This window comes from Dolichospermum flos-aquae CCAP 1403/13F, assembly GCF_012516395.1.
GTDB lineage: Bacteria > Cyanobacteriota > Cyanobacteriia > Cyanobacteriales > Nostocaceae > Dolichospermum > Dolichospermum lemmermannii.
On sequence record NZ_CP051206.1, the window covers coordinates 4417614 to 4442334 of the forward strand.

Sequence of the window (24721 nt, forward strand, 5' to 3'; positions counted from 1 at the left end):
TTTGTTTTTATCTCACCTTGTCTGAAAAATATTCTGCACCATTTTCTTCTCTACCCTATCAGCAGCATTATCCAACTCTACCACCTCACCATCACTCAAAACCCACCCCAAAGCCCCAATATTCTCCTTTGCTTGTTTCAAACTTTTAGCCCCAGGAATGGGAATTGTGCCTTTACTAATGCACCAATTAATAGCCACTTGAGACATAGTTTTATTTCTCGTATTTGCTATTTCTCCCAAACAGCCTAAAAGCGGCTTCATTCCTGGTAATAGCTGCTTACATAAAAAACCGCGAATACCTTTAGGAAAACTGCCATTTTCCGAAAACTTTCCTGTTAATAAACCCAACCCTAAAGGACTATAAGCAATTAATGCAATTCCCAAATTATCACAAACATCCTTTAAACCTAATTCCGTCACCGGATAAGTAGATAAAAGTGAATATTGCACCTGCAAAGTTTTAATCGGTATACCTCTTTCCTGAAATCTTTTATGTACCCATAAAAGTCGTTTTGTACCATAATTAGATAAACCCACACCTTTAACTAAACCTTGCTCATATAAATCACCTAAACCATCTAATAAACCCACCTCTTGCCAAGGTGCATAATTAGCAGTAGACCAGTGCATTTGCACCAAATCAACATTGCGTCCTAATCTTTTTGCCGAAGCATGACAAGCTGATATAATTGAATTTCTAGTCCATCTCCAAGGGTATGCAGCTAACTTAGTAGCAATGCAAATATGCTCTTGATTTAAGCCTTGATATGCTTGGGCAAATTTTCCTAAAAGTAACTCACTGCGTCCCTTTAACTTGCCAGTACCGTAGGAATCACCCGTATCAAATAATGTAATACCATTGCCAACACAGAGATTAAAAACCTCTTGTAATTGGTTATCCATACTTTCATCGTACCCCCAGAGTAGTTGATTCCCCCAAGCCCAAGTACCGCAACCCATGAGAGGGAGATTTAATAAATTGTTAGTTAGCATATTTAGGCAGTTGTTTAAAGTTGTCCCAAAACTCATTATCAAGGAATAAATAGGTCAATACTATACCACTCATGTAATATATTCTTACAGCAGTTTTCATGTATTAGACCACAATCTGAGTTAATCTCTTTCTTTGCGTCTTTGCTCCTTTGCGTCTTTGCGCGAAAATACCTTTAATTTTTTGCAGACTTTTCAAAGATAAAAAATAAATGCCCATTATTATTTGTCCGGGAATTCACGAACCAGAATTAACTAAAAGCTTTATCCAAGGGTGCTTGAATCAAAGTAATCAAAACTCCGTAGATATACTGATTTTTCCGGAACAGGGTTATTTAACTTTATCAACATTTCATATTTTACATTTTTTGCACAATCGCCTTGGTAATAAGCTAGAATCGCCTGTTATATTCTTATGCTTTAGTGCTGGTGTAATTGGCGGTATAGGTGCAGCCACAGCGTGGCAACTTTTGGGCGGTCATGTGCAAGCCTTCATTGCTATTGATGGTTGGGGAGTCCCTCTAGCTGGCAATTTCCCGATTCATCGTTTAAGTCATGATTATTACACCCATTGGACTTCAGCTTATCTCGGTATGGGAGAAAACAACTTTTATGCCGAGCCAGCAGTTGACCATTTATCAATGTGGCACTCCCCCCAATCTGTCCCAGGCCAATGGGTAAATCCATCATTGGGGTTCTCTCCCACCAAAAACTACCTCAGTGCATCTGAATTTCTCAATTTCCTCTTAGAACGTTATAACAAGAAATATTGACTATTTATTCCCCATTCCCAAGTATCTGATGTTTCCCACTGAACCTACTGCTGTTAATAACGGTTTTACCGGACTGCTGAAAAACCGGGGTTTTATGCTCCTGTGGATTGGTCAACTAATTTCCCAATTAGCTGATAAGGTATTCTTTGTCTTAATGATTGCCTTACTGCAACTCTATTTACCCCCGAATCAGATAGGCGGTGATGCACGCTTCTATTTGTATATGGCATTTACCGTACCCGCAATATTGTTTGGCTCTGCCGGTGGTGTGATCGTTGACCGTGTGCCAAAAAAACTGATTATGGTGGGTTCAGATCTGGTACGGGGGATATTCATGCTGCTAATTCCCTTCCTGCCACGAGAATTTGGGATACTTTTATTCTTCACCTTTTCTATCTCTACCGTTACCCAGTTTTTTGCCCCAGCAGAACAGGCTTCAATTCCCCTGTTGGTAAGAAAAGAAGGTTTAATGGCTGCCAATGCCTTATTTAGCAGCACAATGATGGCTGCATTAATTATTGGTAATGCGGTGGCTACTCCGATGTTGAATTGGTTTGAAACCTTTAATAAGGGCTTTGGTAAAGAATTGGTCGTTGGCTGCTTATATCTAATTTCTGCCGTGATTATGATGCCGATTCAGTTTCAAGAACCCAAACGGATTCACGAAGAAACAGCCGCAATTAATCCCTGGGCTGAATTTTTGTTAGGACTACGCTATCTCAAACAAAATCGGCTGGTATGGAATGCCATGCTACAAATAGTTACATTATACTGCGTATTTGCCGCCCTGATAGAATTAGCCATTGGTATGGCGGCTAGGTTACATTTAGCACCAGAAGAATTTAGCTCTTTCGTAGCTGCGGCTGGGGTGGGTATGGTAATAGGTGCGGCTATTTTGGGGAATTTTGGACATAGACTATACAATAAACCCTTGCCTTTAATCGGATTTTTGATGATGGCGGTTTCATTAGGTTTATTCATTTTCATTGATAACCAACCCCTAGCATTAGGACTTTGTATTTTCTTAGGCGTGGGTGCAGCTTTTGTCAACGTGCCAATGCAAACTTTAATTCAGCAACAAACACCATCAGAAATGCACGGTAAAGTCTTTGGTTTTCAAAATCATGCCATTAATATCGCTCTGACAGCACCTCTATTAATTACGACAAAGCTAGTCAATGCCTTTGGATTGTCGGCGGTGTTATTCGGAATGAGTATAGTTGTCGGGGCTGTTGGTGTCTGGACTTGGCAAAATACTCGGCGGGTATTGCAAGATGTGATCTAAAAATTGTACAATCATAATCCATTCTTAACGCTAATAAATCCGGCTTTCTCTGCTATTGTGAGAATTTTTACATTAAAATGAAGTTTTAAATACAGAATCTAAGCGTTAATTTTAGCTATACTTTGAGGTTAACTGTGGTTTCGTCTTCTCAAATCAGTCTCCCAAAATCTGAAAATAATCAGCAGTCTCCCGTATCTAATTCGTCAGTTCCCTCACCAAAACGGGCATCTGGCGGTTTCGCGTTGATAGATAGTCTCATCCGTCATGGTGTTGAGCATATTTTTGGTTATCCCGGTGGCGCGATTCTACCGATTTATGATGACCTCTATAAAATAGAAGCTGGGGGTACGGTCAAACATATCTTAGTTAGACATGAACAAGGTGCTTCCCACGCCGCCGACGGTTACGCCCGTGCTACTGGTAAAGTAGGAGTATGCTTTGGTACTTCCGGTCCTGGGGCAACCAACTTAGTTACGGGTATTGCTACGGCTTACATGGATTCTATCCCCATGATTGTGGTTACGGGACAAGTACCAAGAGCTTCCATTGGTACAGATGCTTTTCAGGAAACAGATATTTATGGAATTACCTTACCCATTGTTAAGCATTCTTATGTAGTCCGTGATGCCAAAGATATGGCGCGGATTGTGGCTGAAGCTTTTCACATTGCCAGCACTGGTAGACCTGGACCTGTTTTAATTGATGTTCCCAAAGATGTAGCGTTAGAAGAATTTGATTATGTGCCTGTGGCACCGGGTTCAATTAAGTTACCTGGCTACCGTCCCACAGTCAAGGGAAATCCGCGCCAAATTAATGCGGCAATTCAATTAATTAGAGAAAGTCGTCGCCCATTGTTGTATGTTGGGGGAGGAGCGATCGCCGCTAATGCCCACGAAGAAGTCAAACAACTGGCAGAATTATTTAATCTCCCCGTCACTACTACCTTAATGGGTATCGGTGCATTTGATGAACATCATCCCCTGTCCTTGGGAATGTTGGGAATGCACGGCACAGCCTACGCTAACTTTGCCGTTACAGATTGCGATTTATTAATTTGTGTTGGTGCAAGATTTGATGACCGAGTGACAGGTAAATTAGATGAATTTGCCTCTTTAGCCAAAGTCATTCACATTGATATTGACCCCGCAGAAGTCGGTAAAAACCGCGTTCCCCAAGTTCCCATTGTGGGGGATGTCAAAAACGTCTTAAAAGACCTGTTACGGCGATGTCAAGAGGCAAATACCAAAGCCACACCTAACCAAAACCAAGAATGGTTAAACTTAATTAACAGTTGGAAACAAGATTATCCTCTGATTGTCCCCCATCATGCCGACAGCATTTCTCCTCAAGAGGTAATTGTTGAAGTTGGTAGTCAAGCCCCCCACGCATTTTATACTACAGATGTTGGTCAACATCAAATGTGGGCAGCCCAATTCCTCAAAAATGGTCCAAGACGCTGGATTTCTAGTGCGGGTTTAGGAACAATGGGTTTTGGTGTTCCTGCGGCTATGGGTGCAAAGGTGGCATTCCCGGACGAAGAAGTAATCTGTATCAGCGGTGATGCCAGTTTCCAAATGTGTTTGCAGGAGTTGGGAACGTTAGCACAATATGGCATTAATGTCAAGACTTTGATCTTAAATAACGGTTGGCAGGGCATGGTGCGGCAGTGGCAGGAAGCCTTCTATGGACAGCGTTATTCATCTTCTAACATGGAAGTCGGAATGCCTGATATTGAGCTTTTAGCACAGGCTTATGGCATCAAGGGGATGGTAATTACTAAGCGGGAAGAATTGGCAGATAAAATTGCCGAAATGCTGGCACACAATGGCCCTGTAATTGTGAATGTCCACATTACCAGAGATGAAAATTGCTATCCCATGGTAGCGCCTGGTAAGAATAACTCGCAAATGGTTGGTTTACCTAAGCCAACACCAAGAACCGCAGTTGAATCAATTTCTTGCAGCAATTGTGGGACTCAAAACCAACCTAACCATAATTTCTGTTCTGATTGTGGAACAAAGTTGTAGTTAGATTTTGTAGAGACTTCCAATTTAAAAAATATCCCAAAATTTCTTGTAGTGCGGGCATCTTGCCCGCTAATAATACAAGGACGGGCAAGATACCATTGGATCATTTTTTTTGTGGAGTTCTCCAAGGGAAAAAACTAACACCTCAATTAACGAAGGCATCACAATTTTCCCATAAATAATGTATAATGTAATGTATACACTAAATATACTTCTAAATTGTGTCAACCAAAATTCGCAAGCAGATTTATATCCAACCACGTCAAGAACATCTACTCAAAGAGATTGCACAACAAACAGGTATAAGTGAAGCCGAGATTATCCGTCAAGCCATTGACCTTCATCTTGGTGAAATCACTGTCCCCCAAACCGATATCTCACTGTGGGAAGCCGAAAGAGAATTTATTGCACAAATCAAAACTCGACCTGTTCAAGCTGGAGGTAGAGACTGGAAGCGGGAAGACCTTTATGAACGGTAGAGTTTTTATTGATACTAATATTCTAGTGTACATCTACGATCCATTAGATACCACAAAACAGGAACAAGCGATCGCAGTTGTTGATAGGTTAATTCGTTCGGGGAAAGCAGTAATTAGTACCCAGGTGATAGGGGAGTTTTTTATGGCTACAACCCGCACTAGACGCTCGCTTTTAACTCCTGCTGAGGCATTGGTGCGAATGCGTAACTACTTAGCTATTTGCCATATTGTTGATATGACAAAATTAATCTCCCTAGAAGCGATTCGTGGACTAGAAACCCATAACTTTAGTTTTTGGGACGCGCAAATTTGGGCAACAGCAAGACTCAATCAAATTGAAGAAATTTACAGTGAAGATTTTCCATCAGGTGCAACTGTTGAGGGTGTAAAGTTTACAAATCCTTTTAAACTGAGTCAGTAACTCAGGGCTAAAGCCACTGAGCTTGTAAGAAATTGCAAGCTGTACTGACCAGACCACCCTGAGCGTAGTCGAAGGGTAGCCGTTATTTGAGTCACGACACCTCGGAATGCGTTGCTAGTTCCCCGCTCTGTCGCTGTAAGCTAAACAGTTTTAAAGTCACTGAAACAGTGCTTACAGCCTAACAAGCTCTTATAACAGGTCGAAGCTAACATTACCCAGAAATGGAGGGACTTATGTCCAAAACATTAGTATTAGACACAAACAAAAGACCATTAGATCCAATTCATCCAGCGCAAGCTAGACAACTATTAAGAAACAAAAAAGCAGCCGTATTCAGACAATTCCCATTCACAATTATCCTCAAAGAATCACGTCCAGATTCACCAGTATCACCTCTAAGATTAAAGATTGACCCTGGTGCAAAATTCACAGGAATGGCATTAGTTAACGACTCGACTGGAGAGGTTGTATTTGCAGCCGAATTAAAGCATAGAGGTTTTGTAATTCGAGATGCTTTAACTTCTAGACGACAACTAAGACGTTCTAGACGTGCCAGGAAAACCCGTTATAGACAACCAAGATTCTTGAATAGAACCCGTCCAAATGGATGGTTAGCACCAAGTTTACAAAGTCGAGTTGAGAACATCAAAACTTGGGTTAAGAAGTTACGGAAATTCGCACCAATTGAAGCTATTAGTCAAGAATTGGTACGGTTTGATATGCAGTTAATGGCTAATCCTGATATTCAAGGTAAGGAGTATCAGCAAGGTACTCTTGCTGGTTACGAAACTAAAGAATACTTACTAGAAAAGTGGAATAGACAATGTGCCTACTGTGGAGTGAAAGACGTTCCCTTCCAAGTAGAACACATTCATCCTCGTGCAAAAGGAGGTAGTAATTCAATTACAAATCTGACATTGAGTTGCGAGAAATGTAATACCAAAAAAGGAACTAAGGATATTAAAGACTTCCTCAAAAAAGACCCAACAAGATTACAGAAAATCTTGAAACAAGCTAAACGTCCTTTGGCTGATGCAGCCGCAGTAAACGCGACTAGATGGGCATTATTTAGAGTTTTGAAAGATACAGGACTACCAGTAGAAACAGGTTCAGGAGGTTTAACAAAGTTTAATCGTAGTCAACAAAATCTAGCAAAAACTCACTGGATTAATGCGGCTTGTGTTGGTCAATCAACCCCAATTCTAACCATCAAGGGGATTAAACCATTGTTGATTGCTGCTAATGGTCACGGTTCTAGACAATCTTGTAGAACAGACAAGTTTGGTTTTCCTTCTAGATACGTTCCACGGTTTAAGTTTGTTAAAGGTTTTCAAACTGGCGACATTGTAAAAGCAGTAGTAACAGCGGGCAAGAAAGTAGGTGAATATTTTGGGAGAGTTGCTATTAGAACTAGTGGAACTTTTAATATCTCGACCAATAGCGGATTAGTTCAAGGAATTAGTCACAAATATTGTTTAGCAACTCATAAAAAGGATGGATATAGTTATGCCAATTAAAAAGACCACGGCGATTAAAATCGCTCGTGTCGCTTCCCTCTCAGGTCTAAAGACGCGCTCGTTTCCCACTTACCGCGAGGTCTTATGATTAATTATCGAAAGTCCAAGTTTACCAGAACAACATTGATTTTTCCTGATCTTCCTTTGCGTCTTTGCTCCTTTGTGCCTACCCTGCGGGATCTCTAAGAGAGATTGCGCGAAATAAATCCATGAAATTACCATTAATTAAATATCCCATCTTGGGGATAATCAGTCTGTTATTATTAAGTATTAATATTCAACCCGTATTTTCCAGTTATTACCCTACTCTAATACTGGCACAAAACTCAAATAGCAAAGCAGCTACAGAATCTTTAAATCAAGGACTACAAGCAATTCAACTAGGACAATTAGAAGCAGCAATTACCGCTTTTCGTCAAGCTATTAAACTAGAGCCTAAATTAGCAGCAGCGCACTATAATTTGGGTTTAGCACTACGACAATCGGGACAGTTACAACCTGCGGCAGATGCTTTTTATCAAGCTACTCAAGCTGACCCTCAATTTGCGTTAGCCTTTGCAAATTTAGGAGGGGCGTTATTAGAAGGAAATAATTTAAAATTGGCGCAAGATTATTTAAATCAGGCTTTGAAGTTAAATCCCAATCTAGGTTTTGCCCATTATAACATGGGGTTGTTGAAGCAACAGGAGAAAAATTGGCAAAGTGCGATCGCCTCTTTTCAAAAAGCCAGAACAATGAGTCAAAATGCTCCTGAACCAGCCTATCATTTAGGGATCTGTTATTTGCAGCTAGGGAAAACTGAGCAAGCAAAAGCAGCTTTTAATCAAGCAATTAAAATCAATCCTAAATACGCAGAAGCACACTATAATCTTGGTTCAATTTTATTTAACCAGGGTAAATTAACCGAAGCTTTAGCAGCTTTCAGAAAATCAGCCGCAGCTAACCCTAATTATGCTAATGCTTATTATGGTGCAGGGTTAGTTTTTATGCAGTTGAAGCAGTATAAACAAGCTGTGCAAGTTTTCCAATATTCTAAAGATTTATATAATATTCAAGGTAATTTGCAGTGGCTGAAAAATTCCCAGCAGTTATTACAAGAAGCGCGAAAATTAAATAAGTAGCGACATTTTGACAAAACGTCTCTACTCACAACAGAGGATTTTATCAGCTTTTAGACAGATGAATAAATCTCAGGGAATAAGTAGAAATTAATTAAATAACCAACAGAGTCGAAAAATGACTAAAACCAAAACTCAAGAACCCATTAGTAACTTAGAGTTTGATTTCATTAGTGTGCTGCATACCAAATCGGTAGCAGTTCAAGCTTATGAAAATTATATCAAAGATGCCAAGGAAGCTAATTCTCAACCCTGTGTAGAACTGTTCCAAAAATTACGGCAATCAGAAATTGAACAAGCACACGAAATTCGTCATCATCTGCAAGAAGTTATGCAGCAAGGCAAGATGTAGTTAATGCTGGGGGCAGGTTTAAACCCACCCCTAACAATTAACGAATATACTCTTTCAGTACACTATTCCGATTAGGATGGCGTAGTTTACGGAGTGCTTTAGCTTCGATTTGGCGAATGCGTTCGCGGGTAACATTGAAAATCTGGCCGATTTCTTCCAGAGTTTTCATGCGACCATCATCTAAACCATAGCGAAGTCGGAGAACGTCTCTTTCACGGGGACTGAGACTATCTAGGACTTTTTCTAGGTCTTCCCGCAGCAGGTTCTTAGAAACTTGATCTTCTGGTGTTTCGCCATCAGATTCGATAAAATCACCTAAACGGGAATCTTCTTCTTTACCGATAGGTGTTTCTAAGGAAATTGGCAACTGGGCAGATTTAGCAATAAACCGCAGTTTCTCGATGGTCATTTCCATGCGAGTCGCAATTTCTTCTTCTGTGGGTTTGCGTCCCATTTCTTGGGAGAGGAGTTTGGTGGTTTTCTTAATCCGAGAAATGGTTTCGTAGAGATGAACTGGTAACCGGATAGTGCGGGACTGATCAGCGATCGCTCTTGTAATTGCTTGACGTATCCACCATGTAGCGTAGGTAGAAAACTTATAGCCTTTTTCGTGATCAAACTTTTCAGCGGCACGAATCAAACCCAAACTACCCTCTTGAATCAAGTCTTGGAAGGACAAGCCCCGATTCATGTATTTTTTGGCAATGGAAACTACAAGCCGCAGGTTAGATTGTACCATTTTGTCCTTCGCTCTGCGGCCAACGTGCAGCCGATAACGAAAGGTCGGTAATGGTAACGATACTTCTGCTGCCCATTCACTGTCTCTAGGATCGCGTTCTAGGCGTTCACAAAGCCTTTCCCTCGCTCGTTCTAGTTCCAGTAATTCAGCAATTTTCCGCGCTAATTCAATTTCTTCGTCTGCGCGTAACAAACGAATCCGCCCAATTTCTTGCAAATACAAACGAATGGAATCTTCGGTGTAGTGCTTTTTCTTGGCAATTGGTGTCCGACGACGCGATTTAGCGGCTTTTCCAGACTTTGCGTCGTCCTCATCAGACTGAGGCTCTAAAAAATCATCAATTTCGCCGTCATCAGTCAGCAATAAGTCCTCTTGTTCTTCTATTAAGAGTGCTTGTAATTCGATCTCAGGCGGATTTATCATTTCTAGGTCAGGCTGATAAATATTATCGAGTACGTTGTTAGCCTGGTTCATGCCGCGTTCCTCATGCTCCTTGCAGAATCAGTTACTCAAGACATTTTGATTACTTTTGGCATTAAGTAATCTCTAAAACCGAAAATTAGGGTTTGGCTGATTACCCTCAAAATATTTTCGGTGATTTTTTTCCTGTTTTATGCAGGATGGTTTAGTAAAAGTGGCAAATATCACTTTTTAGTGAATTGCTCGCTTTTTAAATTGTCATTCTTGGTAATTCCCCATGTCACTTTTGATTGAGCAAATCTATAGCCTAGATCCATTTTTTTTCAAAAAGTTTCCTGATGGAGATACAAGTATATGACATTTGGCAAATTTAACTGTAAATACTGTTCCGATTGTAGCCTGTTTCACAAAAATTGCCCTCTTTTTGTGCATTATCTATGAACTCATTTACTAAGATTAAGCCACCTTTATCAAAAAGACATTAAAAATGGTGGTGATACCATTAAATCTTGTTGAAAACTTTTTGGTTTGACAGTGGCATTCTCATTAAATTAAAAGGTAGGCACACTTTTATAAAACTTACACAAATTGTTCCCAACTGCACAAATAGTATTTATGTTCTGTTGTAACTTCACCCGAGGACGGGTAATTGTTTACAGAAATTAGTTCTGGTTGAACTAATTGGACATATTCACTTTGGCGCTAGTGATTGGTTTTTGTTTCCAGGAACTAACCCTTGTATATGCTATACCAAGAACCTGAACTAAGGAGTTAAAGTTATGGCATATTTTTAGCTGGGTAAAAGATGAATTGAGAGAAATCTCAATTTAGCCTTATTCACACATTAGCGCAGAGTTGAGATTTCTACCCTGTGCAACTTGACAAACTGTTCCTATTGTATACAACGATATTTTAATCAGGTGATAAATAATATTGTTGCTAAAGTTACCTAATGATCTGTTTAAGTAATTTTACGTATGTCAACTGTGATTTTGAATACTTCTGATTTTAAGAAAGCGGCTGTCATCTGGTTATGAAAAGTTTTGTGTATGCTTACCAATCTTTGCTTTGTAGATAATATCTAGTTGCGCTTTCTAAGCATAGCAAATGCTTTCCCTATTTGTGGAGAAAATTTGTGATTTTTAGCGAAAAAGTTATGGGAACAGGGAACGGGGAACGGGGGAGGTAGAAACTTAATTACCAATTCCCCATTACCCATTACCTTAGATATCTAAATCTGTCATATTCAGTTTAGAACCATAAGTTTCAATGAATTCCCGTCTTGGTGCGACGCGATCGCCCATTAAGATGGTAAAAATCCGATCAGCTTCGGCTGCGTCTTCAATTTCCACTCGTTTGAGGGTACGGGTTTCTGGATTCATGGTGGTTGTCCACAGTTGTTCTGGCATCATTTCTCCCAAACCTTTAAAACGTTGAATGGTATAGTTAGCATTGCTGGGAAGAGTACCTAGATGCTGTTGCAATTCCCGTTCGCTGTAACAATACTGATAATTTTTTCCTCGTTCTACTTTGTACAGTGGAGGACAAGCAATATAGATGAAACCTTGTTCAATCAATGCCCGTTGATAGCGATAGAAGAAAGTTAGCAACAGCGTGCGGATGTGCGCCCCATCTACGTCAGCATCGGTCATCAAGACTATGTGATGATATCGTAATTGTGCAGCATTAAATTCTTCACCTTTGACACCTAAACCGAGTGCAGTAATTAACGATTGAATTTCGTTATTTTTATAGATTTTAGAGTCGTCGGTTTTTTCGATGTTGAGGATTTTACCACGCAAGGGCAGAATTGCTTGGGTGCGGCGATCGCGTCCTTGTTTGGCGCTATTGTGAACAAAAACACCACTGGCTAAAGCGAAGTTATGTGTTTGCGGAACTTCGATATCGTAAACGTCTACCTGTTCTGCTAAACGTTCAATACTGACAATGCGGTGATTGTAATTAGCAACAGCTTCATAAGCTAATGCTGGATTACCATCAAAGTAACGTTGACAAAAACTATCAAACCGTAATAAAGACTTGTCTTTTGTCTGTTGACGGTAAGTATTATAAGCTTCTAAATCAAGCTTACCTTGCTCAACTTCAATCTGCTTGAGGACAGTAATAGTTTTGCGATAGTAGGTTTGCTGCAAAGTAGCATGACGTTGGGCGCGAAATTCAGGTGTCCATTGTTGCTGTGTTTTTTCTCGCCGCCATGTCAATAAAGCTTCATTTTCCCATTGTTCCTTAGCCAAAACTGATTGAGTTTCACGGGCTTGGGGATTATTCGCAAAATAGGTGCTAACTCTTTGGGATTGGGCTAAACGGTTGGCTTCATCACTCCAATAGTCTTGCTGTGCTTGATTGAGGCGTTCATGGTTTTCCTGACGATAAGTTTCGTTATTGTCATAAAACTCTCTCCATTTGCCCAGCATATAGCTTTGATAAGCTTCATCTTGCCATTGTTCCTTAGCTTGTGCTGACAAAATTTGCTGCGTTTCCGGCTGCTGCATTCTTTGACTCATCTTGGCACGAAATTCTTTACCTTGACGAGTTTTCCGGCTCTTTTCAATTACATCTTGACGATGTAATGTTTTTTCAATATGAGCGCGATGCAAAGCTAAGTGGGACTCAACCGATAATCGCTGTAAATTGGTAGGATTGTTATTGCGTTTGTTGAAATCAATATGATGGCAATGTTCTCCGTCTGTTAGCTGATAAACACCTAAATAACGGTTATACCAATCCGCTAAGGTATGGGTGAACAACCAAGAATCAGAACGGGGATTCCAAACCATTTCATAACCATTAATGGTAATCCCTAGATTGTTTATATCAGATATTTGCTGATATAGGGGCATGAGGGAATCATCAGGGGTTAAAAATGCAGCTTGCTTGTAGCTGCCATCGCGTAACATGAAGCGATGAGCCGGTGTGCAAACAATTGTTTCGCCATTATCTAATGTTACCTTAATGACTTCAGCATTGGCTTTAGTCATGCGGGGGTTAATAATCCGTTCTACCCCAATAGTGCCATCATTACGAATGGTGTAGCAAAAATGCTCTTTGCCGATTGCTTGTTCGGCGACGATTTCTTTAAAACTGAGCGATCGCCCATCAACTAATGCTACTAATGTATCACCATGAAAACAGCCACCCGCAGAATCGCCTTCCACGATGTATATTTCCGACTCAGCAGGGTCGCGGGAACTACAATCTGCTAATTTACCCGGAAGAGGAGAAGATTCTAATACTGATTTCCGACGGACTAATTCCCGCGCATGACGGGCAGCTTCAGCAGCTTTAAACGCTTGGATAGCTTTATCTAAAATAGCATCAGCGATCGCCGGATGGAAGTCCAAATACTCTGTAAGAACTTCACCCACAAAAGAATCAACAATCCCGCGAACCTCTGTATTTCCCAGTTTAGTTTTAGTTTGTCCTTCAAATTCAGGATCAGGGACTTTAACAGAAATTACAGCCGTTAAACCTTCACGGACGTGTTCACCACTGAGGTTAGATTCACCTTCTTTAATTTTATTCCGTTTACGAGCGGTGGCATTTAATGTCCGAGTTAAAACTGCCTTTAAACCTTCTAAGTGCGTACCACCATCAATAGTCCGAATATTATTAGCAAAGCCGAGGACATTATCTGTGTAAGCATCCGTACACCACTGCAAAGAAACTTCTACCTGGACGTTGTTACGTTCCCCTTGCACATAGATAATTTCTTCATGAAGTGGTTGCTTTTCACGATTCATGTAGGCGATATATTCCTTAATACCGCCTTTATATTCGTAAGTTTCTATTCTCGGTGTGTCGCTTTTCAGGATTTCTAAACGATGATCCGTAAAAATAATTCTGACACCTGCATTCAAATACGCCAACTCGCGCAAACGACCTGATAAAGTAATGTAATCAAATTCTATGCTAGTGGTAAAAATTTGTGTATCTGGCTTGAAGGTAATAGAAGTACCCGTTCTATCTTCTTCATAAGGCGTTGCGACCAATTCCGTAACGGCGAAACTGCGTTCATATCGCTGGTTATGTACCTTGTGATCACGCCAAACCGTAACTTCTACAAACTCAGACAGGGCGTTAACAACGGAAATACCCACCCCGTGTAAACCACCGGAAACTTTGTAGCCACCACCACCAAACTTACCACCAGCGTGGAGAACAGTTAACACTGTTTCTAAAGCTGATTTCCCGGTTTTTGGGTGGATGTCTACGGGAATACCCCGACCATCATCTGTTACTGTCACAGAACCATCAGCATTGATATCCACTTCAACATGGGTACAGTGACCAGCTAAAGCTTCATCAACAGAGTTGTCCACTACCTCGTAAACTAAATGGTGGAGTCCTCGCGGACCTGTAGTACCAATGTACATCCCTGGTCGTTTGCGGACGGCTTCCAGACCTTCCAGAACTTGAATCTGATCGGCACTGTAACTGCTCGTCATGAAAATTCTCCTGATGCTTGGGGTTAATATCGCCAAAAGGCGAAAAAAGTTAAATCACCCCAATAGTATATCACAAAAGCCTTCCTGCCGTCTGTAGCGCAATTTAATGAGAAGTTTATATAGGGGTTATCACCCTAGTACCGCAGGGCGGAAGTCAAAAGTCAAAAGTCAAAAATCAAAAGTCAAAACTAATATACAGTAGGCTTTTTGGCGATTGAATATGGTTGCTTTATTTACGCCGTGATGTACTAGTGATAATTGGCAAGAAAATTCCCTATTTTTCGTTCTTTTCCCCACTGACAACGAACAACTGACAACTGTACGGGCGAAGCATTTGGAGAACTATTTTTGGCAATGACCGATAATTTATCTTCCAAATGCTTCGCCCCTACTAACAACTGACAACGAACAACTGACAACTGACTAATGACTAAATTAATTGTAATTTGTGGGGCAACAGCGACGGGTAAATCTGGTTTGGCTTTGAGTTTAGCGAGGAGATTAAATACTGTAATTCTTAGTGCGGATTCTCGTCAAGTGTATCGTGAGTTTGATATTGGTACAGCTAAACCAAATGTGATTGAACAAAAATCAGTTCCCCATTATTTGATAGATATCTGTGAACCAACTGAAATAATGACATTAGCAGATTATCAGGAACAAGCACAAGCTTTAATTGCTAGTTTGGGAGTTGAAACACTGTTGTTAGTTGGAGGGACTGGTTTATATATTCGTTCCATTGTGCAAGGAATGAAGATTCCCCGAGTTGCACCACAGCCAGAATTGCGATCGCAATTAGAATCTCTTGGGCAAATTCAACTTTACCAGATATTGCGACAAGTTGATGCGATCGCTGCTCAAAAAATTCATGCTCACGATTTGGTGCGAACTTTAAGAGCTTTGGAGGTTTACTATACAACTGGTATTCCCATTTCTGAGCAGCAAGGAGAAAATCCTCCGAATTATCCAATTTTACAAATTTGTTTAGATTCTGATGCCGAACATTTAGATGTGAGAATTCGCAACCGGACTGAGCAAATGATAGCTGATGGTTTAGTTGGTGAAGTTGAATATCTTTGTCAAAAATATGGTACTGATTTATCTTTATTAAATACATTAGGATATCAAGAAATCAAGCAATATTTAACTGGTGAACTTTCTTTAGAAGAAGCTAAAGAATTAATTTTTTTACATACCAGACAATTCGCCAAACGTCAACGAACTTGGTTTAGACAATCTCCTAATCTTGAATATGTTGACATGAATAATCCTGATTTATTAGAAACTGTTTGGAGACGAATAAATAGATCCCCGACTTCTTGAAGAAGTCGGGGATCTGGTAAAACCGAACTCTAAATAAATAAACTAGGAGAAACCTTAAAATATTCTCCCAAGGCTTTTGCTTGTGCTTTGCTAATTGAACGTTTACCGTTGACAACTTCTGAAACTACACCACTGCTAGAACCAAGAATACGTACTAAGTCAGCTTGACGAATTCCGCTAGATTCCATGATATGTAGCAATATTTCATGAGGTGTAGATTCATCCATTGGATAATTTTCTTCCTCATAATCTTCAATTAGTCTGACAAGCAATTTGTGTAAAGCTCGCTCCTCTGGACTACGATTTTTTTTAAAAGTTAGATATTCTGCAACTTTTAGAAACCGTTCATAGTCTTCCTCTGTTTCAATTACTTGAGGAGCGATTTCAGCTAGTAATTGACTATAAGTATTTCGGTCAAAAGTAAGGGTCATTTTTCCATTTATTTTTACTATATTCGGCGTGAGTTAGCAAGTATTTGTAGTACACCGTTTGATCTTCATAATCCATTCCTACAATTAAACGATAATCATTACCTTTGATATTAAAAACAGTAAAATTACCAACAGCTTCAGCATCTCGGTGAAATTTTTGAACATCATTTAAACTTTGCCATTCGGATTTTTTAACTGTTTTATACCAATCTTCAATTTGTTTTTTGATATCAGGGTACTTTGCTGCTTCTTCGCGGAGGGTGCGAATGTGAATTAAGTGCATAATATATTTTGGGTTTATTTTTTAACTTTTTTGTTAGAGTCATCGTTCTGCTTCCTCTTACCTTTTAACTCTTTTAACTATTTATATTCTCTCAAAATGAGAGTGAATTGTCAAGCCCTTATTAAGGCTTATGCAAAATCTCTCTAAAACCCTCTTCCCTTCGTGTCCTTCGCTTCTATCCCTTCGGGACGCTCCGCGAACGTGGTTCATTTCTCTGTAATTAAAAACTCCACAAAGATAAAAAATCCTTGAGGAGCTTGAGAGAGTATTAACAGCTTTTACCGAGCCATAAAGAATTAAGCCATAACACACCAAATAGTAAATTTACTAATTATCTGGGAGTTGTTTTTTCAAAGCATCTAATAAAGCCCAACGGCTATCCGTAGGTGGTTCAGAAACAGCAGCATCTAAAATACCTGGACAATTAACATTGCATAATTGACGCTGAGGTAATGCTAAACACATCTGCTGATAGAGCCATTCACTGGGATCAAAATGACCATCAGGTGCTAAAGTTTCCAGTAAATCTTCGATAGCGACTTCCATTTCTAAAGGCAAATCTTCCGTTTGATTAGCGGTTTCGTCTAACCAAATAACTTCCTGAGTATTCAGAACCAAACGATGGTTATACTGCTGCAAACAGCGGTTGCAAGTACAGGTAACAATTGTTTCTGCCTGAGATGAAACTTCTAAATAATTACCCTGATGTTTAACCTGGATAACTCCGCGAACTGGTGTCAATGTTTCTAGTCCAGGCAGAAACTCTTGAACTTGAATTTCCTCTGTCCGCTCCGGGGCTTTGGTTAGCTGCGGAATAAAAATAGCGTCCATAGGATTTGTGAAATACCCTTAAAATTGAGCATGGGTAATGGGTAAATGGTGATTGATAAAATCATCACCTATTCCCTATTCCCTAATTATGGTGTAACTGCCTGACGAACAACTAAATAACGATAAGGTTCTTTACCACGACTGAAGGTTTCTAAATCAGAAAATTCCTGCAATAACGTGTGGATTTGGCGACGTTCTGAAGAACTAAGAGATTGAAGTTCTACCTCTCTGCCCGAAAAGCGAACTTCTGCGGCAGCATTTTCGGCTAAAGTGCGGATTTCGCCTTGTCGTCTCACCCGATAACCACTCAATTCAACCGTGTAAGCCGTTTGATTGTCTTCTGGTTGGTTTAAGTTGAGAACGGAATTTGCTAGATACTGAATTCCGTCTAGCACCGAACCACCAGCACCAATTAAAATCCTAATTTGTTCTGATGTTAAATTAGTTTGATCTATTGTCAACCAGTAGCTTGCTCCTGCTGGGACATCTTGCTCAGAAGATGGGGTAGTTTCTAAATTAGCCCGTACTTGGGTAGATACACCAGTCAGAAGTAGCAAATTCTGTAACCATTGTTCACTACTTTGCATAGAAATGTCGCTCATAATCAACCATTAGCCTTTTTCTTAGAACTTTTGGGTTCAAATGGCAACGCTTTTACTTCGATAGTTTGGGCTTCTTTCTCTTGTAAATCTACGATTTTTTGAATTTCTTCTGGTAGAGGTTCACGGGAGAGAATATAGGTTTGGACGGTTTGGAAAACGTTACCAATTACCATATACATGAGTACCCCAGCCGGTAGGGGAAAGAATAAAAACATCCCAGAAAAGATGACAGGGGTAATTTTATTTACTGTATCTTGCTGAGGGTTGCCACCGCTGGAATTTTGTCCAGAAAGCATTTGGCTCACATAAAGGCTGATACCAAAGAAGACAATCATCCCCACAATATCCCAGTGGACTGTGTTATCGGCATCAATAGCTCCGACTCGACCCAAAGCATCAATAAAGAGAAATCCTTTCTCTGCTGCTAGTCCGGGAATTGTGCCTTGAATGGTCACGTCTCCGGGTTCTAGAGCCTCTATATTGCCTTGGGCATCAATTTTAACCCTTTCTTCACCTTTAGTGATTTTCCAGTCAGGTGTTAATTTAGTTTCTGGGTGTTCTGCTAAGAGCAAATCAAATGGTTTCCCTTCTACGGTTTGATATTGAATCTTAGTCTTTTCTCCCACTGTTAACTTATTACCGCCTGGTAAAATGGCAGAAATGGGAGTATGTTCTCCATCAGCAATATAAATATTTTGCGGAGAAGTGGCAAAGGCTTGGGGTTGAATGCGCTCAATTTGTTCTTGAGGGAAGATTTGCAGATTAACGGAATAGTTAACGCCGGAAAAAGGCGACCCCCGCAAAGTGGCAAACAGTGCTAGTAATACTGGCATCTGCAAAAGTAGAGGGAGACATCCTGCTAAGGGATTACCAAATTCATTTTGGACCTTGAGCATTTCCTCTTGTTGCTTTTGCTGATCGTCTTTATAGCGTTCTTTGATTTCTGCCATGCGCTTTTGCATCAGCGGTTGCACAACTTTCATCCGTCGCATACTACGGATAGAACCGGCACTCAGGGGATAGAGTGCAAAGCGGATAATCAATGTTAAAGCTACTATCGCCAACCCATAGCTAGGGACAAAACCATAGAAAAGGTCTATGATTGGCAACATCACGTTGTTCGAGAGAAACCCGATACCAAAATCCATTATTCTGAATTCAACCTGCGGTACTTTGACACTCCCACCCCGGTGAGGAATGGGATGCTTAGTTGAGCCTATCCTCTGACTAGAGGGGGTTCTCTCCCAAGCTTTTGCTCTATATTGTAGAGGTTTTTGTTAAGCATTGCTGTGACTATCCACAAGCTACCCCAGCGAGGGAAGCTACGGATAGCCGCACATTATCTAAAAATCTGAATGTTGACGCTTTGGACAAAGGACTTATTTAAGACTGCTATATTGGGGATTTTTAGCAGCAACTTTTTCATTAATGTAGTCATAGACTTCCCGAAAGTTAGGAACAGCCCGCATTTCTATGAGAGTACCATTTTTGAGAGTGATTGCCATATCTCCCCATAGGCCGATGGCACGGGGAACTTTGACAACTTTTACCACTTCTGAATAAATTACATCAAAGCGATCGCGTCCCATCCAACCGCCAGTTACACATATCCTTCGATCTGTGATCCGGAAGCGCAGCCATATAGCCCTGACTATTGCCCCCACAGCTAAGGGGATACCCACCACTGTCAGTCCAATTAGCAGGTTGAAAATCAAATCCCCAATGTGGGGACCACCCTCATAAAAAACTTCTTCACGAATGCCCATTTAATACCTCAGTTTGTGCCAACAACTGCTCTAATTCTTGCAGAAATTTCTGAGTTTCGCACTCAGATTTTGTTGTTGTTGGTTTCACAATTAATACTAGCCGCCATCCTGGGAGTAATTTAGGCAATAGTTGATGTAATGCTGCTGTTATTTGCCTTTTGATTTTGTTGCGAACAACGGCGCGTTTACTGACTTTTGTACTAATGGCAATACCAATTTTTGTGCTAGGGGGGGCAGTATCCAAAGAAGGTTCTGTCAAAAGAGTAGGTTTTAAAGCTCTCAAAGTGAAATGAGAACTATGTCGCCGAATTCCTTCCCGGAAAACTGCCTGAAAATCCTGACGGGATTTGAGACGATATGCTTTGGGCAAAGCCACAACAGTTATTAATTGCTGAATTTTACCCTAAACACTCAAACGATGCCGTCCTTTTTTTCTTCTAGCGCTAATCACGTTTCTGCCGTCTGGTGTCCGCATTCTGGCGCGAAATCCAGATGTTCTTTTTCTCTTACGGCAAGTGCCGCCCAGGGTTCTTTGCATACTGTTCTCCTTTTAGGCGATTTTCATAAAAAGTCACAATCTGATATTTTACCACTTTACAGGCAACAAAAACATATTTCTGGATGGAGTTGTCAGTTGTCAGTTGTTCGTTGTCCGTTGTCCGTTGTCCGTTGTCCGTTGTCTGTTCCCTTTTTAAGTAATACTGATAATCCATGTACCAATATAACGCAGTAATGGTACATCACCAGGGGAAAGAACTTGACATCTGAAATAATAAACTCCCCCGAAGGGCGGATTTTCAACGTTGGAGAAGACTAACTCCACTTTTTGACCAGCGGGAACTGGTTCTTGGGGAAATATTTGAATCACCCCACCTGCCTTATCCCATTTGACTTCAGACAGGGCAACTTTTTTACCTTTAACTAGAACCTCAACACTTTTGGTATCAAAACGTCCCTTGTAATAATCAGGATAGGTAATGGCAAATTGAGCTACTGCCAGTTTCATTTTTTGGGCTGGAAGTCTTAGTATATAACGATCCGTGCTATGGGTTTGTCCGCCAAAATCCAAACGGTAGGGCAGTTGATTATCAGCTTTGACACCGCTAAAAAGTGTCAAACCGGGTAAGCTTTGCGCCCAAGTTGTAGCCGAAAAACTTGTTAATAAACAGCTAGTAACAGCTAAGGCAGAAAGTAAGCATTTCATAAATTAGGTTTCCTCTAGTGGATAGTTTTTAACTAAGCGTTAGTATTTGTAACTAAACTTTACTACTATATGCTTGACAATAGACGTTAGTTAAAGGTAAAAGTGCCATTCTTGTGAAAAATTCCATCTATAAAGCAAAATTACTGTTATTTAGCATTTAGTGTAAACATTCTTAATTTTATTATCTAAAAGAATAATTTTTGTTGCTAATTATGAATACTCAGATATATCACAAATGATTAAAAATTCCATAATGAATCAAAAAAAAGAGTGCGAATTTTCCAAAATATAAAATAATCTAAAGAACAATATCCAAAATGTGGAAATCGGCAGAGGATGTGCGATAACTAATTCTACTTATAGCTGTTTTGTAAGGATGATATCTGCATACTGTCAAGTTGAGGTTGTGACTAGATAAGGAAGATAGCAAAAGCAAAATTTGGAAATTCTATCTACAAAGGTAATTCATGGTTAATCATCCCATCAGCTTAATGATACTAATTTGACACAAGAAGTATTAAAAGTTAACGGGTGATGTTAAGTATTTATATCCAGGAGATTGCATGAAAATAGCAGTTGCGAAAGAAATAGAAGTTTGTGAACGGCGTGTAGCTTTAATTCCCGACACCGTAGGCAAATTAGTCAAACAAGGTTTAGACGTTTGGGTAGAAGCTGGTGCGGGAGAAAAAGCATTTTTCAGTGATGCTGACTATGAAGCAGCAGGGGCAAAGATTAGCCATGATTCTGCCCAATTATGGAGTGAAGCAGATATTTTACTCAAAGTTAGCCCACCGCAAACCAGAGAAGACGGCCGAACAGAAATTGAATTACTTAAATCTGGCTCTGTATTAATTAGCTTCCTTAATCCCCTGGGAAATCCCGTAATTGCTCAACAATTAGCAAATCGGCAAATTACCGCTTTGAGCATGGAATTAATCCCCCGTACCACCAGGGCGCAAAGCATGGATGCCTTGTCTTCCCAGGCTTCACTGGCGGGCTATAAAGCCGTATTGATTGCGGCGGCGGCATTACCGAAATACTTCCCCATGTTAACCACCGCTGCGGGGACAATTGCTCCCGCCAAAGTATTTATTATGGGTGCAGGTGTGGCAGGATTGCAAGCGATCGCCACCGCACGTAGACTAGGAGCAGTAGTAGAAGCCTTTGACATCCGCCCAGCCGTTAAAGAAGAAGTCCAAAGCTTAGGGGCGAAATTCGTCGAAGTCAAACTCGAAGAAGAAACCGTTGCAGCGGGTGGTTACGCTAAAGAAATTTCCGAAGACAGTAAAAAGCGTACCCAAGAACTAGTAGCCAGCCACGTCAAAAACTCCGATATCGTTATTACCACCGCCCAAGTACCAGGAAGACAAGCCCCCAGACTGGTGACAGAGGAAATGGTAGCACAAATGAAACCCGGTTCAGTAATTGTGGATTTAGCCGCAGAACAGGGTGGAAACTGCGCTTGTACAGAAGCGGGTAAAGATATAATTTGGAACGGAGTAACAATTATCGGACCAATTAATTTACCCTCATCCATGCCAGTACACGCCAGCCAACTATATGCAAAAAACGTTACTTCATTAATGCAACTGTTGATTAAAGACAAAGCCTTAGAAATCAACTTTAGTGATGATATCGTTGACGCTGCTTGTGTTACTCATGGTGGAGAAATTAGAAACCAACGAGTAAAGGACGCTTTGCAAGCGGTAGCGGTTTAAAAAGCCCAGGCGAATAGAATTCGCGGCTACACAGGCGAAGTCCGCCTGCGCGGACTAATTATGGAATAACGAACCACAGAGGCACAGAGTTCACAGAGAAATGAGTGTTTAAGGGATATTTTCCATGATTGTTGTAAATCTTCTCTTTGCGTCTTTGCTCCTTTGTATCTTTGCGCGAAACCTCTTAAATCCAAAAATCACATGACACAAGCATTACTTCCGGCTTTATTTGTACTGGTCTTAGCCTCTTTTATCGGCTTTGAAGTCATCAACAAAATTCCCCCCACATTACATACCCCGTTAATGTCTGGTTCAAATGCCATTTCTGGGATTTCCGTAATTGGTGCAATTCTGGCTGCGGGGGAGAAAAACACGAATTTATCGGTAATTCTCGGTTTAATTGCCGTAATTTTGGCAATGGTGAATGTTGTCGGTGGTTTTTTAGTCACTGACAGAATGCTGCAAATGTTTAAAAAAAAGGAAGTTAAAGCATGAGCGATTTTTTACCAACTGGGATTCAGCTAACTTATTTAGTCGCTGCGTCATTATTTATCTTAGGTTTGAAAAAGCTGGGTTCTCCCGCTAGTGCAAGAAACGGTAATCTTATCGCTGCGGTGGGAATGTTATTGGCTATTGTTGCCACGTTGCTAGATCAACAAGTATTAAATTATGAGATGATTTTGGTAGGCTTGGCAATTGGTTCGGTAATTGGTGCTGTTATTGCTTACAAAGTGCAAATGACGGAAATGCCCCAAATGGTGGGTTTACTAAATGGTTTAGGCGGCGCTTCTTCCGCATTAATTGCCGTTGCTGAATTTTGGCGGTTATTAGATAGTTCACAGCCTATCCCCCTCGATGTCAACATTTCTATGTTGTTAGATGTGTTAATCGGTGGTGTGACATTAACAGGTAGTTTTCTCGCTTTTGCCAAATTACAGGGATTAATTAGCGGTACACCGATTACATTCCCGTTACAGCAACCTTTTAACCTGTTGCTGTTGGGTTCTTATCTGGCTGGAAGTGCCTATTTAATCATAACACCCGATAGCCTCCCCGTATTTTTAGGGGTGGTGGCTGTTTCCTTGGTCTTAGGTGTGATGTTTGTACTGCCTATTGGTGGCGGTGATATGCCCGTTGTCATTTCGCTGTTAAACTCTTTATCAGGTGTAGCGGCTGCTGCTGCGGGTTTTGTGGTGATGAACAATATGTTAATCATCGCTGGTGCTTTGGTGGGGGCTTCTGGTTTAATCCTGACCGAAATTATGTGTAAGGCTATGAACCGTTCTTTGTTCAGTGTCTTATTTAGTGCTTTTGGTTCTGTCTCTACTGCTAGTGGTGGTGCTGCTGCTGGTGCGAGTAATCAAACTGTCCGCAGTATAGATCCTGAAGAAGGGGCGATGATGTTGGGTTATGCGCGTTCTGTGGTGATTGTCCCAGGATACGGTATGGCGGTTGCTCAAGCCCAGCATAGCGTCCGGGAGTTGGCTGATCAATTAGAGCGCATGGGTGTAGATGTGAAATATGCGATACATCCGGTGGCGGGGAGAATGCCGGGACACATGAATGTATTATTGGCGGAGGCTAATGTGGCTTATACGCAGTTGTATGACATGGATGATATTAATCCCCAGTTTGAACAGGCTGATGTGGCGTTGGTGATTGGTGCTAATGATGTGGTCAATCCGGCGGCGCGTAGTGATAAGAATAGTCCTATTTATGGGATGCCGATTTTAGAGGTTGATCGCGCAAAGCAAACTATTGTGATTAAGCGCGGTATGAGTGCTGGTTTTGCCGGTGTGGATAATGAGTTGTTTTACAAGGATAAGACGACGATGTTGTTTGGTAGCGCTAAGGATATGGTGGCTAAGTTGGTTAGTGAGGTCAAGCAACTTTAAGACAATCCGAATTGTTTAATATTGTCAACTTACTTGGGAGGTGTAATACTTCTCAAGTAATTTTTTTATGCCAAAAATCTG

25 protein-coding genes are annotated in these 24721 nt (G+C 40.7%); 12 read left to right on the forward strand and 13 right to left on the reverse strand.

Going from position 1 to position 24721, the window contains the following annotated elements:
• Positions 1 to 12: 12 nt before the first annotated feature.
• Positions 13 to 993, reverse strand: coding sequence for an aldo/keto reductase (locus tag HGD76_RS21065; protein ID WP_168696937.1), 981 nt, complete (start codon positions 991 to 993; stop codon positions 13 to 15).
• 209 nt (positions 994 to 1202) lie between these two features.
• Here HGD76_RS21065 and HGD76_RS21070 point away from each other — a divergent pair, with 209 nt between their 5' ends.
• The 8 genes from HGD76_RS21070 to HGD76_RS21105 all read left to right on the forward strand — a co-directional run bounded on the left by HGD76_RS21070 (position 1203) and on the right by HGD76_RS21105 (position 8962).
• Positions 1203 to 1763 (forward strand): hypothetical protein, encoded by a 561-nt coding sequence (locus tag HGD76_RS21070; RefSeq protein ID WP_148764444.1) that lies wholly within the window; start codon positions 1203 to 1205, stop codon positions 1761 to 1763.
• Between the two features lie 28 nt (positions 1764 to 1791).
• A complete protein-coding gene (locus HGD76_RS21075; protein WP_148764446.1) occupies positions 1792 to 3048 on the forward strand; it encodes an MFS transporter in 1257 nt (418 codons plus the stop codon).
• A 134-nt stretch (positions 3049 to 3182) separates the two neighbouring features.
• Entirely contained in the window at positions 3183 to 5075 is a 1893-nt protein-coding gene (ilvB, locus tag HGD76_RS21080) for a biosynthetic-type acetolactate synthase large subunit (protein ID WP_168696938.1), read from the forward strand.
• A gap of 221 nt (positions 5076 to 5296) precedes the next feature.
• The gene (locus HGD76_RS21085) at positions 5297 to 5554 is read left to right on the forward strand and encodes a ribbon-helix-helix domain-containing protein (protein ID WP_015081052.1); all 258 of its coding nucleotides are present in this window, start codon (positions 5297 to 5299) and stop codon (positions 5552 to 5554) included.
• Positions 5544 to 5975, forward strand: coding sequence for a PIN domain-containing protein (locus HGD76_RS21090; protein ID WP_015081053.1), 432 nt, complete (start codon positions 5544 to 5546; stop codon positions 5973 to 5975). Before HGD76_RS21085 ends, HGD76_RS21090 begins: the two co-directional genes overlap by 11 nt.
• A gap of 233 nt (positions 5976 to 6208) precedes the next feature.
• Complete coding sequence (iscB, locus tag HGD76_RS21095; protein ID WP_168696939.1) at positions 6209 to 7492, forward strand: RNA-guided endonuclease IscB; 1284 nt, start codon at positions 6209 to 6211, stop codon at positions 7490 to 7492.
• Between the two features lie 209 nt (positions 7493 to 7701).
• Positions 7702 to 8613, forward strand: coding sequence for a tetratricopeptide repeat protein (locus HGD76_RS21100; RefSeq protein WP_168696940.1), 912 nt, complete (start codon positions 7702 to 7704; stop codon positions 8611 to 8613).
• A gap of 115 nt (positions 8614 to 8728) precedes the next feature.
• Entirely contained in the window at positions 8729 to 8962 is a 234-nt protein-coding gene (locus HGD76_RS21105; RefSeq protein ID WP_168505806.1) for a hypothetical protein, read from the forward strand.
• Positions 8963 to 8999: 37 nt separating this feature from the next.
• On the opposite strand, the gene rpoD is transcribed toward HGD76_RS21105, so the two are convergent.
• The 3 genes from rpoD to HGD76_RS21120 form a co-directional block, all read right to left on the reverse strand.
• On the reverse strand, positions 9000 to 10175 hold the full coding sequence (gene rpoD, locus HGD76_RS21110; RefSeq protein WP_015081056.1) for an RNA polymerase sigma factor RpoD: 1176 nt from the start codon (positions 10173 to 10175) through the stop codon (positions 9000 to 9002).
• Between the two features lie 1169 nt (positions 10176 to 11344).
• A complete protein-coding gene (gyrB, locus tag HGD76_RS21115; protein WP_168696941.1) occupies positions 11345 to 14587 on the reverse strand; it encodes a DNA topoisomerase (ATP-hydrolyzing) subunit B in 3243 nt (1080 codons plus the stop codon).
• 248 nt (positions 14588 to 14835) lie between these two features.
• The gene (locus HGD76_RS21120; RefSeq protein ID WP_174783113.1) at positions 14836 to 15006 is read right to left on the reverse strand and encodes a hypothetical protein; all 171 of its coding nucleotides are present in this window, start codon (positions 15004 to 15006) and stop codon (positions 14836 to 14838) included.
• A gap of 7 nt (positions 15007 to 15013) precedes the next feature.
• On the opposite strand from HGD76_RS21120, the gene miaA reads away from it, so the two are divergent.
• Positions 15014 to 15910, forward strand: a complete 897-nt coding sequence (gene miaA, locus HGD76_RS21125; protein ID WP_168696942.1) for a tRNA (adenosine(37)-N6)-dimethylallyltransferase MiaA — start codon at positions 15014 to 15016, stop codon at positions 15908 to 15910.
• 29 nt (positions 15911 to 15939) lie between these two features.
• Here the strand turns inward: miaA and HGD76_RS21130 are convergent, their stop codons facing one another.
• From HGD76_RS21130 to HGD76_RS21170, 9 genes are all read right to left on the reverse strand, one after another.
• On the reverse strand, positions 15940 to 16341 hold the full coding sequence (locus HGD76_RS21130) for a helix-turn-helix domain-containing protein (RefSeq protein WP_053538769.1): 402 nt from the start codon (positions 16339 to 16341) through the stop codon (positions 15940 to 15942).
• Positions 16325 to 16624, reverse strand: coding sequence for a type II toxin-antitoxin system HigB family toxin (locus HGD76_RS21135; protein WP_168696943.1), 300 nt, complete (start codon positions 16622 to 16624; stop codon positions 16325 to 16327). The genes HGD76_RS21130 and HGD76_RS21135 overlap by 17 nt, the downstream gene beginning before the upstream one ends.
• A gap of 327 nt (positions 16625 to 16951) precedes the next feature.
• A complete protein-coding gene (locus HGD76_RS21140; protein ID WP_168696944.1) occupies positions 16952 to 17455 on the reverse strand; it encodes a YceD family protein in 504 nt (167 codons plus the stop codon).
• A gap of 86 nt (positions 17456 to 17541) precedes the next feature.
• Positions 17542 to 18057, reverse strand: coding sequence for a Jag family protein (locus HGD76_RS21145; protein ID WP_168696945.1), 516 nt, complete (start codon positions 18055 to 18057; stop codon positions 17542 to 17544).
• A 2-nt stretch (positions 18058 to 18059) separates the two neighbouring features.
• Positions 18060 to 19205 (reverse strand): membrane protein insertase YidC, encoded by a 1146-nt coding sequence (gene yidC / locus HGD76_RS21150; RefSeq protein WP_148764472.1) that lies wholly within the window; start codon positions 19203 to 19205, stop codon positions 18060 to 18062.
• 231 nt (positions 19206 to 19436) lie between these two features.
• Positions 19437 to 19823 carry a PH domain-containing protein gene (locus tag HGD76_RS21155; protein ID WP_168696946.1) on the reverse strand — a complete coding sequence of 129 codons (387 nt, stop codon included), beginning with the start codon at positions 19821 to 19823 and terminating at the stop codon, positions 19437 to 19439.
• Complete coding sequence (rnpA, locus tag HGD76_RS21160; protein WP_148764476.1) at positions 19810 to 20199, reverse strand: ribonuclease P protein component; 390 nt, start codon at positions 20197 to 20199, stop codon at positions 19810 to 19812. Before rnpA ends, HGD76_RS21155 begins: the two co-directional genes overlap by 14 nt.
• Positions 20200 to 20226: 27 nt before the next feature.
• Positions 20227 to 20361, reverse strand: coding sequence for a 50S ribosomal protein L34 (gene rpmH, locus HGD76_RS21165; RefSeq protein WP_015081067.1), 135 nt, complete (start codon positions 20359 to 20361; stop codon positions 20227 to 20229).
• 153 nt (positions 20362 to 20514) lie between these two features.
• Entirely contained in the window at positions 20515 to 21027 is a 513-nt protein-coding gene (locus HGD76_RS21170) for a DUF2808 domain-containing protein (protein ID WP_168696947.1), read from the reverse strand.
• A gap of 563 nt (positions 21028 to 21590) precedes the next feature.
• Between HGD76_RS21170 and HGD76_RS21175 the strand changes: the two genes are divergently transcribed.
• From HGD76_RS21175 to HGD76_RS21185, 3 genes are all read left to right on the forward strand, one after another.
• A complete protein-coding gene (locus tag HGD76_RS21175) occupies positions 21591 to 22745 on the forward strand; it encodes a Re/Si-specific NAD(P)(+) transhydrogenase subunit alpha (RefSeq protein WP_168696948.1) in 1155 nt (384 codons plus the stop codon).
• A gap of 201 nt (positions 22746 to 22946) precedes the next feature.
• A complete protein-coding gene (locus HGD76_RS21180) occupies positions 22947 to 23240 on the forward strand; it encodes an NAD(P) transhydrogenase subunit alpha part 2 (protein WP_015081070.1) in 294 nt (97 codons plus the stop codon).
• On the forward strand, positions 23237 to 24640 hold the full coding sequence (locus HGD76_RS21185; protein ID WP_168696949.1) for an NAD(P)(+) transhydrogenase (Re/Si-specific) subunit beta: 1404 nt from the start codon (positions 23237 to 23239) through the stop codon (positions 24638 to 24640). The genes HGD76_RS21180 and HGD76_RS21185 overlap by 4 nt, the downstream gene beginning before the upstream one ends.
• The last annotated feature ends 81 nt before the right edge of the window (positions 24641 to 24721 follow it).